Raw genomic sequence first — 12,624 nt, 5'->3', positions numbered from 1 at the left:
TCCTTCGAGGTGATTACCAGCATGCCCGGGCTGGGCGTCATCCTCGGTGCAGAGTTCCTGGCTGCCACCGGCGGTGACATGGTTGTCTTCGGCACCCCTGACCGCCTTGCCGGCTTCGGTGGTGTCGCGCCCGTTCCCCGCGACTCGGGCAAGATCAGCGGGAATCTGCGGCGTCCGCAGCGATACAACCGCCGCCTCCAGCGCGTCTTCTACACCTCCGCGCTGTTCAGCATCCGCTACTGCGAGGATTCACGGCGTTTTTACGATCGCAAGCGTGCCGAGGGTAAGCGTCACACTCAAGCGGTCCTCGCCCTCGCTCGCCGCCGTGTCAACGTCATCTGGGCCCTCCTGCGCGACGGGCGGTGCTACCAGCCGGCGCCGCCAGACGCTTTGGCGGCTTGACAAACACCATTAGGAATCCGGGGCGAGTTCCGGGGACTTCACCGCCCCGTCCGCACACAGCACCCTACGAGTGTCTGACCGCCCGGCGCGACGAGTTGTTCGAGCTCGTGGACGCAGTAATCGATCGTGACGGCTCCCCGAAATCAATCACCTCCACGATGGCTTTCGCGCAAGCCGCCGTCCGAATGGTGAGGTGGCACGGTGACCAACCATGATGAGGAGGCGGCTGTCCGACTGCGGACCCTGGCTTGGGTGAGCCAACACCTGAAGGTCGGCGAACGGATCGTCCGAACCGGCGCGCTGTACGGCGGCATCACCGCCGAAATGCGGAGGCTGACCGTCGGCACGCGGAACGGAGGCACCCGTGACCTGATCCTGCGGAGCTTCGTCGACTCGCGTTACCTGGGGCACGCCGCGGACTGGCTGAGCCGGGAGACCGACGCCCTCATCCTGCTCACGGGGACCGGTGTGCCAGCTCCTGGACTTGTCGCTGTTGATCCGACCGCAGCGCACTGCGAGTATCCATCGCTCCTGATGACCCATCTGACGGGCCGGACGGTCCTCGACAATGAGGGATTGGAGACGCGCGTTTCCCTGCTGGCCCGTCAACTCGTGACGACCCACGCGGTACGTCCTGTTGAGCCGCTCCGGGAGTATGTGGCGTTGACGACCGCTGACACCGTCGTGGTTCCGAAGGGTGCCGACGCGGCGGTACGGCCCGCGGCGATCAACGTGATCCGCAAGCCCGCGCCGCCCTATGAAGGGAGATTCCTGCACCGGGACTTCCAGCCCGGCAACGTGCTGTTCGACGAGCGGCCCTCGCAGTCGGCCGGTGCCCGGATCACTGGTGTCGTCGACTGGGCAGCAGCCTCCTGGGGGCCGGCGGATCTCGATGTGGCGCACTGCTCGACCAATCTCGCGCTGCTGCACGGCCCGGCGTGGGGTCTGGCGGTTCGCCGAGGCGTACGAGGAGGCCGGCGGGGTGCTGGCCGCGGCCGCGAGCGAGCGGCTCTACTGGCAAGTGCGGGACGCGCTGGCGTGCTCAGAAGAAGTGCAGCAAGTGGCGCAGCCATGGCGGGAGGCAGGGAGGGCAGAGCTGACGACGCGTGTCGTGGAGGAACGGCTAGACGCCTATCTCACCGCCTTGATTGACGCGGCGAGCTGAGCCAAAGCAGCCCGGGGTCGTGTCTGGCAGCGGAGCCGATTCGCACTCTCTCACCGGGACGCCCCCGAACTGAGCACTTGCCCGACAACCCGCCAGGCGCTCGCCCACACGTGCGCGGCATCACCTTCCACATCCGGGCCATCACGCTGCCCGCCCTCCAGCGCGGAGAGCCGTGGCAGATGGGCGTCGATGACCCGTACGGTCGCTGGGAGCACTACCCGGAGCCGGTCAGCCGCTGCCCCCTCCCCCCGGACAAGCCGAACGGCAACCGGCTGAGGTACGGTCTGCTGGCGGTACGATGCCGCGATCGGCGTGGAATCGGATCGTCTTGACCGTCAGCCCGGCGTGTCGGGCCAGTTCACGGTTCGAGTAGAGCGTGTCGCCGTCCATGGCACCCTTTCCCTGTCTCCTCCTGCGGGAGACTTAAGACTTCGGGCGGCCGGGTGTCACGTGATCCGCCGCACGGAGGTGTCAGCCCGCCAGCGACCGACTCCAGGTCGACCGGCCGCTCGTAGTAGTCCTCCGCCCACTCCCGGAACGCCTCCGGGGTGCCCTCGACGAGGAGGTCGAGGAGCCACTCCGCGCCGTCCACGTCGTCCTCCTCCTCGTCGGGGAACGCGATGTCACCGGTGTGCCAGTGGGTGTCGCCAGTCTCGCGCCAGATGCAGGCCGTGACGCGCGGCAGGCCGTCGTCGGTGAACGCTGGCTCGTCGACGTACGCGCGGAAGACCTCGGGCACCGAGTCGAGGACGCCGGGCCATGCCTGCCCCTCGTCGTTCCCGTACGGGCTCATCGGCGACTCGTGGCTGAATGCCCGTATGTAGACACCGGCCGGGGCGAAGACGACCGTGCAGTCGTCCCCCGACCCGGTGTCCACGGACAGCGCCTCCTCGGACTCGCCCCAATTCGCTGCGTACACGTGATACGCGTACGCACCACTGGGGTTGACCATTGCCTCCGCCGCCGCGAGGGCACGGCACAGGGCGCGCAGGGTCGGGATGTCGGGCAGCCGGCGGGCGGCGTCTGGTGCAGTCATGGACCGATTGCACCAGACGCCACTGACAACGCCCGCCCGTACGCCAGTCAGCCCCTGCCGCGCAAGCCCAGCGCGAGGACTTGCGGACAGTGCTCGTCTTCTCCGGGCCCGGCACCGCGAACGGAGCGAACGTCTGGGCCGCGGCACCGTCCTCGGGCGGGCTGTCCTCCGGCTGCCCGATGCCCCTGAGCCTGGCCCGCCACGGGCCGTCCGCCATCTCCAGCTCGGGCAGTGGGTGGGTCTCCCGGCGGGCGCCGATCTCGTTGATGAAGTTCTCGCGGCGCGGGAGCGTCACGACGACGCGCTGCCGGCCGACGATCATCGTGTTGTCGTGGCACTGCCGCAGCAGTACGGCCATGGCCTCGCCCCAGTCGGCAGCACGACAGGCGCTACGGACGAGCCCAGTGTTGCGGGACAACTCTTTGGTCCTGTGTGACGTCGTGATCAATCTTGCCGATCCGCATCCGGCTGGAAGGCGGATCCGGTAGGAAGACGATCGTGACGCGCAGGCAACTCACCGACGAGCAGTGGAAGTTGATCGAGCCGTTCCTGCCGATAGACGAGTACGGCCCGTATCCCGAGCGGCTGGCCGTGACGGTTTGAGTCAGCCCCACTCGGTCTGAAGTGGCCTCACTCGGGAGCGCGTTGGGGGTGTTCAGGGGTTGTGACGGCTTGAAGTGGCCCCGGCCTGGGGCTTGCGGTGGGACGCTCTGCATGGCCCACGTTGGGGGGACTTCTGGTGTCCTTGACCAAGGAAGCTTCGTCCGCCAGTACGACGTGTACACCTCCGACGACGGCACGACCTGGGGCAAGCCGATCGCCACCGGCCCCGGCAGTACCGTGAGCCGGATACTGCTGCCCCTCACCACGGCCCGCTACATCCGGGTAGTCAACAAGTCCAGCTCCGGCAGCTGGTGGTCCATCCACGACCTGTCCGTCCTCGCCCCCGACGGCAGGGCCACCTCGAACGCGAGCGCGACCGCGGACGTCCAGCGCAAGAACGCGACACTGCCCGACGGCACCCAGCTGTCGGTCGCGTACAACTCCAGCCCCGGCAACACCACCTTCGACGTGCCGTGGGGCGGCACCACCTACACCTACCGCCTGCCTTCCGGCGCCGCCGTGATCCTGACTACACGGGCGGGCTGAAGTACGAAGCCAGACGAGTGCAGGCGCCTGCGTACGGGCCCAGTGCTTGGCCCGTACGCAGTGCCAACCTCACTTGAGGCTGGGCCTTCGGCGGGCTCCGGTTCCGGTTCGGTGAGCTTGAGCCGGCTGCCCATGTCGAGGCGGCCTTCGCCGTAGGCCTGGGGGTGCATCCGGAACAGCGGGTGAGGGCGCTTGTGCTCGTCGATGGGACGTCCGCCCAGCCGTGCTCGGCAGGTAGGTCCTGGATCACCAGCGTGTTGACGAAGACGAGTGCCCTCTGCAGCAGGTGGAGCGCCGGCCTTCGGCGGTGTTCACCAGCTGATTCCGGCCGCCACCGGCAGATGGTCACTGCCCGTGGCCGGCAGCGACCACGAACTCTCCGGCTTCATACCTCTGACCAGGATCTGGTCGATCCGCACCACCGGGAACTTGGCCGGCCAGCTGAAGCCGAAGCCGTCCCCGGCCGCTTCCTGGACCGAGCGCAGCTGCGAGGTGATGCCGGCGAACGCGCGGTCGTCCGTGGTGCCGTTCAGGTCGCCGAGCAGCACCACCCGCTCATTCTGCTCGGCGGCGATGGCCTTGCCGAGCGCCTGCGCGTTTCTGTCCCGCGTCTCTGTCCAAAAGCCCGCTCCGGGATTCACCCGTGCGGAACCCAGGTGGGCCACGTACACCGCCAGCGGACCCTGGTCCGTGGCCACCGTGGTGCGCAGCGCCCGGTTGTAGGTCATCTTGATGTCGGCCGGTTTGGTGTCCGCCAGCGGTCCGTAGTCCGTCTTGATGTCGACCGGCTGCGTGTCCGACAGCGGCAGCTTGCTCCACAGCCCGACCGTGCCCTGCACCGTGTGGTACGGGTACGCCTTCGCCAGTTCCTTCCCGTACAGCGGCTTCGCCTGCGGGGTGATCTCCTCCATGGCCAGCACGTCCGCGCCGGAGGCGGTCAGGGCGCGGGCGGTGCCGGCCGGGTCGGGGTTGTCGGCGCCGACGTTGTGGCTGACCACGGTGAGGTCGCCGCCCGGGTGGGACTTGTCACCGAGCAGCCCGCCGAAGAGGTTCAGCCACACCGAGACCGGCAGCAGCAGCGCGGCCACCGCGGAGGCGGAGCGGCGCCACAGCGCCCCGGCCAGCAGCACCGGGATGAACAGGCCGAACCACGGCAGGACAGTCTCCACCAGGCTGCCGAGGTTGCCGATCCGGTTCGGGATCTTCGCGTGCAGCTGCATGAGCAGGCCCAGCAGCAGCGCCAGCGCCGCGAGGACCAGGCCGCGCTTCCAGGGCCCCGGCCGGAAGCCGATGCGGATCACCCGGCGGATGCCCGCGCGCCAGGCACCGGAGCCGGTGTCCTGGAGGCCGGCGCCTTCCTGTCCGGTCTGGTCCGCCGTGTCGACCTGCACCATGCTCTGTCCTCGTTCACTGCCGGTCACTGCTGCATCCTCGGGTCCGGGGTGGAGTCGGCATACATACGCGGGCAGCCACGATCGATCGCATCGGTGCGCAGTTCGTCGTGCCAAGGTTCGTTCCGATAGATCTGGCACAGCCCGTACTCGGCACCGTGCTCGGACAGCCACGCCGTCGCGCTGGAGCGCCCGAGGTCGGCCGCGTCCCCGGACACGTGCGGAGACGTCTCCGCGGTGGCCACCCATCGGGCGGCCTCGTCTTCGGACCCGTACTTCAAGACCGCCTCGCGAAAGAGCTGATCCTGGTACTCCGGGGAACGCCAGCCGCTGTTGAGGTAGAACTCGACTCGGCCGTCCGCGGCAGCCGTTGCCGCCTGGCGGAGGGCCTTGAGCAGATCCGGATCGAGGTTGGCCACGGCCGGGATCGCGTCGTCGAAGACCGTCACGCCGTCGGGGACTACACCGTCCGCCTCGTCGGGAGTGCCCCGGTGCCCACCGCGAGACGCATGGGGTGCTGCGTCCGAGGACGGCTTCAAGGGCGGTTCGGCCGGGGAGGACGTCGAGGGTGGTGCGCCCGAGGAGGGCGAGGCGGCCGAGGTGGACGAGGACTTCAGCACCTGGTGGCCGAGGGCTGCGGTGATCACTGCTGTGACGACGAACAGGCCGACGACAAGGAAACGGCGCATCCGGCGGCTCGTTGCGCGTGCTGATGGTGGGGTTCGAGTCATACCGTCAGTCAAGGCAGCGCGGTGTTGCCGGCACGTATCCGGTTTTCGATATGCCGACGATATGCGCCGGCTCGTAGCCTCGGAGCATGCGTGTGCTGATCGTCGAGGACGAACCCCTTCTGGCAGAGGCCATCCGCGACGGTCTACGCCTGGAAGCGATCGCGGCCGATATCGCCGGTGACGGCGACACCGCTCTGGAACGGTTGAGCATCAACACCTACGACATCGCCGTCCTCGACCGCGACATCCCCGGGCCGTCCGGTGACGAGATCGCCCGACGCATCATCGCCTCCGGCACAGGCATGCCGATCCTCATGCTCACCGCGGCCGACCGGCTCGACGACAAGGCCTCCGGGTTCGAAATCGGCGCGGATGACTACCTCACGAAACCCTTCGAACTCCAGGAACTCGCACTCAGGCTCAGAGCACTTGACCGCAGGCGCGCCCACATCAGGCCTCCCGTGCGGGAGATCGCAGGGCTGCGCCTTGACCCGTTCCGCCGCGAGGTCTACCGGGACGGCCGTTACGTCGCGCTGACCAGGAAGCAGTTCGCGGTGCTCGACGTCCTCGTCACTGCGGAAGGCGGTGTCGTCAGCGCCGAAGAACTCCTGGAACGCGCGTGGGACGAGAACGCCGACCCGTTCACCAACGCCGTGCGCATCACCGTCTCGGCCCTGCGCAAGCGTCTCGGCGAACCCTGGATCATCGCCACCGTGCCGGGCGTCGGCTACCGCATCGGCACGCAGCCGGCGGCCACAGACGAGGGGGGCGACCGTGGATAGGGCGCCCGGGTTGAGTGTTCGCCTCAAGCTCACCCTCAGTTACGCCGGATTCCTCATGCTCGCCGGTGTCCTGATGGTCGCGGCGGTATGGGTTTTCCTGCTGAGGGACCTGCCCGAAGTGAAGGCCGGCATCGGCGGATTGCAGGTCCGCTCCGAGCTCGCACTCAACTTCGCGTGGGGGGCAGCTGTAGTCATGGCGTTCCTGCTGGTGTTCGGTCTCCTGGGAGGCTGGCTTCTCGCCGGCCGCATGCTCGCCCCCCTGACCCGCATCACGGACGCCACACGCATGGCCGCAACGGGGTCCCTCTCCCACCGGATCCGGCTACCAGGCCGCAAGGACGAGTTCCGCGAACTCGCCGACGCCTTCGACGCGATGCTCGCACAGCTCGACGTGCACGTAGCCGAACAGCGGAGATTCGCCGCCAACGCCTCTCACGAACTGCGCACCCCGCTGGCGATCTCGAAGGCACTTCTCGACGTGGCCCGCACCGATCCGCACCGTGACCTCGGCGAACTCATCGACCGCCTGCACGCCGTCAACACCCGAGCGATCGACCTCACCGAGGCACTGCTCCTGGTCAGCCGCGCCGAGCAGCGGTCCTTCACCAGGGAACGCGTCGACCTGTCCCTCGCGGCGGAAGAGGCCACCGAGACACTCCTGCCGCTCGCCGAAAAGCACGGCGTCACCATCGAGACCACCGGCGACATCACCCCCACGAGCGGATCGCCCGCGCTCCTGCTGCAGCTGACCACGAACCTCGTGCACAACGCGATCGTCCACAACCTGCCTGTACAGGGCACCGTGTGGGTGAATACCAGCGTCCGCCCCAAGACTGTGGTGCTCACTGTCGAAAACACCGGCGAGCAGCTCACCCCGCAGCGTGTCTCGACCCTCACGGAACCGTTCCAACGCGGCACCGCGCGCATACACACCGACCACGCCGGCGTCGGTCTCGGCCTGGCAATCGTCGAAACCATCACCCACGCACACGACGGAACACTCACTCTCACCCCGCGTTCCGCCGGCGGGATCCGCATCACTGTGGAACTACCCGCGACAGCCCCGCACGCCGACGGGTAATGCATCAGGGAATGGCTCCGCCCCCACCGTGAGCAGGCGGTCACTGACCGATTAGGGCCCGCTGGCGCTGAAAAGACCCGGGTCGACGCTGCACTTCGTGAGCCGCGACGTGCCCGCGCCCACGACCACGCGTTCCTCATTGCGCGCGCGGCGGAAAGGCGAACTGCCCGCCGCGGTCCTCCCCGCACCTCGGCATCGACATCACCGTCGCCCTCAACGGCCGACTCGTCTCCCCGCCCTGCTCGCCGCCGGTGGTCGGGCAGCGAGCCGATGCCGGAGACTGGGGCGCCTACGCAGCCGAGTCCGCCAGCGGTCGGTCAGGACAAGTCAGCGCCCAGCAGCGAATACATGAACATGTCCCGGCGCTCCTCACCCACCTGCTGCCAGGCTGCGGAGCAGGCCCTCAAAGGCCTCGCCCGCCTCCTGCGAGTACGTCGCGGGAACGGTCGTGATCAACGGGATGTAGTCATCGCTCGATGCCTCCCGCACGAGAGGCAGATCGCCGAGCTCCCAAGGACGGAGCAGGAACCTGTCACCCGCGACCAAGCGCGGAACCTCCAACGGCTGGACCATGAGCGCATCCTGCCGCGATCATCGTCGGGACGCACCCCAGTTCACAGCCGCGATCAGCGCATTCGGGCACTTCCCCGTACCCGACTCCACCATCAACCGTCTTCCAGGACAACCTGGTGCGGAGCTACCCGCGGCTTCCTGGACCGGCGCCGGGCCGACCGGCCGCAGGAGGAAAACCGCGAGCCCACCGAGCGGGAGTGGCGCCACTTCCGGCGGCACTACGAACTGTGCAAGGTCACTTTGGCACCTGCGGCCGACAGCAACCTGGTGGTGCCGGACTCCGAGAACCCCGGCCAGGTCGGGAAACGACCTCTGATGAGCGGGCCCCAGGTGCGTACGCTGCCGTGATGACGAGACATCCAGGTTTCGGCGTCCTTCTGCAGCGACTGGCGGATCACAGGAAGCTCGACTTCGGCCTGCTCGCCCGGCGGGCCGAGGTCGACGATTCCGAAGTCCGGGCCGTACTGAGGGGCACACCTGCGGAACCGGCACTGCTGCGGAGGCTTGCGTCCGTGCTCGGATTCCATGCCGCCGACCTTTTCGTCCTTGCCGGAGCACCGGTGCCGGAGGACCTCGCACCGCTGGACGCCAAAGCGGTGCCCCTGGTGCCCCAACTCGTGCGAAAAGCCGTGTCGTTACCGCCAGAGCGCAGGCGCGAGTTGATCCGCTTCGTGCGGTCGCTGCCGCAGGAAGACCGCGCTGTTCCAAGTCGGTCCCTACGGCCGTATGAGCAGTACCAGCCGAGCTTCGGCGCGGTACTTCTGCAGATGCTCGCCAACCGGAACTTGTACTGGACGGGTTCGGTCCGGGTCATGTACGAACTGTCGGGCCTGTACGTGAGCCCGTCCACAATCGGTGGAGTCGGGCGCGGCAGGGTCGAGCTGACGCGTGATCTGCTGGCCGACTTCGCTGTCGTCCTGGGCATCCCCGTAGGAGACCTCGTTGCGATGGCTGGCCCTGTCGCCGAGACCAACACTGAGCTGGGCGACCGTGTTCCGCGGCGGCATGGGGCCGGTCCCGATATGGCCGTCCTCATCGCGGAGCTTCGGCGGCTGAGCGCTGACCAGGTCCGCCAGGCCGGCGCGGAGGCGGGAGCCCGGTTGCGCTGATCACCACATCCCGCCGTCCGATCGGGCCATCGGGGCCCGGGTGGACGTAGTTCCATGGCAGCGGACGGGGCCTTCTCGGCTGCGGCCACGCTCGTCTCGATCACAGCGGCCACGCTCGTCTCGATGGCGGCGACCTCGCCGAGGCACCCCTGGTCTTCGCTTCCTTCGGGCGGTCGAGGAAGTCGTCGTGGATCTCCTCAAGCCGGGCATCTGGAGGGTACCGAACCGGAGTTGCGGGCAACTGGCACACGCGTGGTCATGGAGGTCGTACGCCTGCGGGCCAGGTCCTTGCCCTCCTCCGGCAGCGCGTCGCCGACCAGCAGCCGCGGCAGCAGCAGTCGTCGGGGGCGGCGGCCCTCAGGTACTGGATGCAGAGCGCGGGTCCGCCGCGGTCCCGCGCGAGGAGGGTCACCGCGGCAGGACCACCACGGCGGGGAGACCGCCTCCCGCGGTTTCTCCTTCGTGCCGCACGCCATGCACGAGGCGGAGGAGCAGAGCCTCGCGGGCTGGATCGTGCCGGTCGTCGTCGCGGCCGCGGCCATCGCCCTCGCTTCGGCGGGACACACCCTGCACAGACGGGTGAGCCGGGGCGGCTTCTGGGCGCCGGAACGGCCGTCCCCCTCGTGCTGCACCGGCTGGTCGAGGGCATGACGGTGGCTCTGCTGGCCTCGGTTCCCGTGGTGGCGGCGCTGAACGTGCACTCCGCCAGCGAGGGACTCGCCTTGACGGCGGTCCCCGACGCGCGCGGCCGAAGGCCCCTGACGCCGTGGCTGGTCACCGTCTGCGTGAGCCCGCTCGTGGGTGGCTAAATCACCTTGATGGCACCCGTGCCGGGAGTGGACGCACGTGCTGCTGCTCGCCGTCGTCGCGGGGCGTGCTGCCGCTCGCCGTCGTCGCGGGGCGTGCTGTTGCGGAACGCGGGCACCGCCCTGGTCCTGGCCCGGCGCCGGGACCTGGGCGAGGAGCTGGCGGCAGCGTCCGTGCTGCTCGCGCTCGGCTCGGCCGCCGCCGTCTCCACGGCGGCCGTGCTGGTCCTGCGCCGACCGCGACGGCCGAGGCCGTTGAGTTGCGTGTCCGTGCCCCGATGCGATGCTGGAGGTGGTTACCCCAATCGGGGTATGCGCGGCACGCCCCTCATCCGCTGCCGCGGACCTCCCACCCGCGCCTCGGTCAAGGCCGAGTGACGCGCGGCGGCAGCCACCCACCTCACCGGAAGGGCAGAACCATGGCCCAAGCGGCTCGCGTGCGTCGTGACACGACGAAGATGACGGATCCCTGGGACAGCCAGCTCCTCTGGTATGCCCGGGCAGTACAGAGGATGCAGAACAAGCCGGAGTCGGATCCGACCAGTTGGCTCTGGCAGGCCAACATCCACGGCGAGGACCGGGAAGATCCCGGACCCAACCCGGAATGGAACAACTGTCCGCACGGTGGCTGGTTCTTCCTGCCCTGGCACCGCGCCTACATCCTCTGCTTCGAGGAGATCGTGCGCGACGTCATCCAGAACGAGCTGGACGGACCCGACGACTGGTCGCTGCCGTACTGGAACTACACCCGGGTGACGAACGGCAACCCGGACAGCCCGGAATCCCTGGAATGCCGTCGCCTGCCGAGCGCGTTCCGCAGCCCGGACTGGCCCGACGGCACGGGCGACAACCCGCTGTTCCTGGCGGAGCCCGATCGCAGCCCGGGTGCCGCCCTCGGAGCTTCCATCGGGTGGACCGAGGTCAACCCGCACACGGCCATGCAGGCACCGCGCTTCACCGGCGTGAAGCAGTTCGGCAGCGAGCACACCGGCAGCCGTCTGGTCCACAGCAACGGGCAGTCCGGTCTGCTGGAAATGCAGCCGCACAACCTCATCCACGGCTACGTCGGGGGGGTGATGTCACAGTTCTTCTCGCCCCGGGACCCCATCTTCTGGCTGCACCACGCCAACATCGACCGTCTCTGGGCCGCCTGGATCGCGAGCAACTCCGGGCACAAGAACCCGACGACGTCGGACTGGCTCGAATTCACCCACACCTTCCGCAACGCGCAGGGCAACAAGGTGGGGTTCACCTCCGAGGAGCTGCAGTCCGAGGAGGTGCTCGGATACGTCTACGAGTCGCTGTCGGACGGAGTAGGGCTGAAGCCCCCCGAGCGTCTGGTCGCCATGCTGGCAGCCGGCGTCGATCCCGCGGCCGAACAGGTGGCGGCCACCACGGGTCCGACCGACCTGGGCCCGGACACCGTCGCCGTCCCGCTGGCCTCCGAACCCAGCGCCCCCGCCGAGGCCCTGCTGGAGGCCGCTTCACCGCAGACGCCGAACCGCGCCATCCTCACCATGGACGACGTACGCGCCGACGCGCCGCCCCAGACGAACTACCGCGTCTTCGTCGGCGCTCGCCCCGACCATGAGGAGGACCTCGACCCGGAAGGCCCCTACTTCATCGGCCACCTGCACTTCTTCGGCGCGGTCGGCGCCAACACCCACCATCACGGTGGTGCGGGGCTGAGCTTCAAGTTCGACATCACCGAGCACCTCACCGAGCTTCGCCAGCTGGGTGTGTGGGACGGCGAGGGCATTCCGCCCGTCGTGGTGACACCGGCTCCGCTCGGCCCGCCGCCGCCCGACGCCGGGGAGGAGGCACGCACCCTCGCGGCCGTGCCCACGCCACCGCCCGACTCGCGTCCCCGCATCGGCAGCATCTCCCTGAGCACCACCTGACCGAGGCACGGAGGCCGGAATGGACACAGCAGACCTGGCCGGAACCTACACCTACCGAAGCTTCTTCGACCGGCCCGAGCCGGTGGACGACTTCAACCGGCTGCGGTTCGCCCAGCTGGAGCTGAGGCTGTCGGTGGAGCCCGGCGGGGCGATCAGCGGAGACCTGGTCTTCTCCGACGCACCCGACGATTTCCTCGCGATGGACCTCACCGGGAAGGCCACGAACGGGTCCCTCGTGCACTTCACCTTGACCGGCAAGGGACAACCAGACACGCCCATCTCGGACTTCCACTACGAGTACGACGGCATCATCCTCCCGAGCTGGCCGACCGGGGTGAACCAGCGGCAGTCCCTGGCCGGGACCGTGTTGCGCGCGGCGGACCACGGCAGCGGTCCCGACCTGGCACCGGCCGGCCAGACAGCCAGCTTCCTCGCGGTCAAGTCGGGCGGTTGATCCCGCACACGCGGCGCCGGGGGCGGACGAAAGGGTCCGCCGCC

The 12,624-nt window shown here is 68.8% G+C and carries 15 protein-coding genes and 2 pseudogenes; 11 read left to right on the top strand and 6 right to left on the bottom strand.

Going from position 1 to position 12,624, the window contains the following annotated elements:
- Positions 1-402 (top strand): transposase (locus ACFWWR_RS46940; RefSeq protein ID WP_384310511.1); only part of this gene is annotated, 402 nt, incomplete at its 5' end.
- A 201-nt stretch (positions 403-603) separates the two neighbouring features.
- A pseudogene (locus ACFWWR_RS46935) lies at positions 604-1,567 on the top strand (phosphotransferase family protein).
- A gap of 261 nt (positions 1,568-1,828) precedes the next feature.
- Here the strand turns inward: ACFWWR_RS46935 and ACFWWR_RS46930 are convergent.
- Positions 1,829-1,957, bottom strand: a pseudogene (locus tag ACFWWR_RS46930) (MerR family DNA-binding transcriptional regulator); the annotation flags it as partial.
- Positions 1,926-2,603, bottom strand: a complete 678-nt coding sequence (locus ACFWWR_RS46925; protein WP_383877716.1) for a hypothetical protein — start codon at positions 2,601-2,603, stop codon at positions 1,926-1,928. The pseudogene ACFWWR_RS46930 and the gene ACFWWR_RS46925, both read right to left, overlap by 32 nt.
- A gap of 714 nt (positions 2,604-3,317) precedes the next feature.
- Between ACFWWR_RS46925 and ACFWWR_RS46920 the strand changes: the two genes are divergently transcribed.
- Positions 3,318-3,752: a discoidin domain-containing protein gene (locus tag ACFWWR_RS46920; RefSeq protein ID WP_383877714.1), complete on the top strand. Its 435-nt coding sequence runs from the start codon at positions 3,318-3,320 to the stop codon at positions 3,750-3,752.
- 311 nt (positions 3,753-4,063) lie between these two features.
- Here the strand turns inward: ACFWWR_RS46920 and ACFWWR_RS46915 are convergent, their stop codons facing one another.
- Together ACFWWR_RS46915 and ACFWWR_RS46910 are read right to left on the bottom strand one after the other, a co-directional pair.
- Positions 4,064-5,146 (bottom strand): endonuclease/exonuclease/phosphatase family protein, encoded by a 1,083-nt coding sequence (locus tag ACFWWR_RS46915; protein WP_383877712.1) that lies wholly within the window; start codon positions 5,144-5,146, stop codon positions 4,064-4,066.
- Positions 5,147-5,169: 23 nt separating this feature from the next.
- Positions 5,170-5,832, bottom strand: coding sequence for a M15 family metallopeptidase (locus ACFWWR_RS46910; protein WP_383877710.1), 663 nt, complete (start codon positions 5,830-5,832; stop codon positions 5,170-5,172).
- 128 nt (positions 5,833-5,960) lie between these two features.
- Between ACFWWR_RS46910 and ACFWWR_RS46905 the strand changes: the two genes are divergently transcribed.
- Both ACFWWR_RS46905 and ACFWWR_RS46900 read left to right on the top strand, forming a co-directional pair.
- Complete coding sequence (locus ACFWWR_RS46905; RefSeq protein WP_383877709.1) at positions 5,961-6,656, top strand: response regulator transcription factor; 696 nt, start codon at positions 5,961-5,963, stop codon at positions 6,654-6,656.
- Complete coding sequence (locus ACFWWR_RS46900) at positions 6,649-7,737, top strand: sensor histidine kinase (protein WP_383877707.1); 1,089 nt, start codon at positions 6,649-6,651, stop codon at positions 7,735-7,737. The genes ACFWWR_RS46905 and ACFWWR_RS46900 overlap by 8 nt, the downstream gene beginning before the upstream one ends.
- Before the next feature lie 369 nt (positions 7,738-8,106).
- Here the strand turns inward: ACFWWR_RS46900 and ACFWWR_RS46895 are convergent, their stop codons facing one another.
- Together ACFWWR_RS46895 and ACFWWR_RS46890 are read right to left on the bottom strand one after the other, a co-directional pair.
- Positions 8,107-8,310, bottom strand: coding sequence for a hypothetical protein (locus ACFWWR_RS46895; RefSeq protein WP_383877705.1), 204 nt, complete (start codon positions 8,308-8,310; stop codon positions 8,107-8,109).
- A gap of 218 nt (positions 8,311-8,528) precedes the next feature.
- Complete coding sequence (locus tag ACFWWR_RS46890) at positions 8,529-8,837, bottom strand: hypothetical protein (protein WP_383877703.1); 309 nt, start codon at positions 8,835-8,837, stop codon at positions 8,529-8,531.
- Between the two features lie 33 nt (positions 8,838-8,870).
- Here ACFWWR_RS46890 and ACFWWR_RS46885 point away from each other — a divergent pair, with 33 nt between their 5' ends.
- From ACFWWR_RS46885 to ACFWWR_RS46860, 6 genes are all read left to right on the top strand, one after another.
- Positions 8,871-9,419 carry a hypothetical protein gene (locus tag ACFWWR_RS46885; protein ID WP_383877701.1) on the top strand — a complete coding sequence of 183 codons (549 nt, stop codon included), beginning with the start codon at positions 8,871-8,873 and terminating at the stop codon, positions 9,417-9,419.
- A gap of 462 nt (positions 9,420-9,881) precedes the next feature.
- A complete protein-coding gene (locus ACFWWR_RS46880) occupies positions 9,882-10,070 on the top strand; it encodes a hypothetical protein (RefSeq protein ID WP_383877700.1) in 189 nt (62 codons plus the stop codon).
- Positions 10,067-10,228: a hypothetical protein gene (locus ACFWWR_RS46875; protein WP_383877698.1), complete on the top strand. Its 162-nt coding sequence runs from the start codon at positions 10,067-10,069 to the stop codon at positions 10,226-10,228. The genes ACFWWR_RS46880 and ACFWWR_RS46875 overlap by 4 nt, the downstream gene beginning before the upstream one ends.
- Before the next feature lie 93 nt (positions 10,229-10,321).
- Positions 10,322-10,603, top strand: coding sequence for a hypothetical protein (locus ACFWWR_RS46870; protein WP_383877696.1), 282 nt, complete (start codon positions 10,322-10,324; stop codon positions 10,601-10,603).
- A gap of 134 nt (positions 10,604-10,737) precedes the next feature.
- A complete protein-coding gene (locus ACFWWR_RS46865; protein ID WP_383877694.1) occupies positions 10,738-12,126 on the top strand; it encodes a tyrosinase family protein in 1,389 nt (462 codons plus the stop codon).
- 19 nt (positions 12,127-12,145) lie between these two features.
- The gene (locus tag ACFWWR_RS46860; protein WP_383877692.1) at positions 12,146-12,580 is read left to right on the top strand and encodes a hypothetical protein; all 435 of its coding nucleotides are present in this window, start codon (positions 12,146-12,148) and stop codon (positions 12,578-12,580) included.
- The last annotated feature ends 44 nt before the right edge of the window (positions 12,581-12,624 follow it).

This window comes from Streptomyces sp. NPDC058678 (genome assembly GCF_042714835.1).
In the GTDB taxonomy this organism is placed as follows: domain Bacteria; phylum Actinomycetota; class Actinomycetes; order Streptomycetales; family Streptomycetaceae; genus Streptomyces.
The sequence above is the reverse complement of the archived record's forward strand: the minus strand, read 5'-3'. Positions and strand labels throughout refer to the sequence as shown.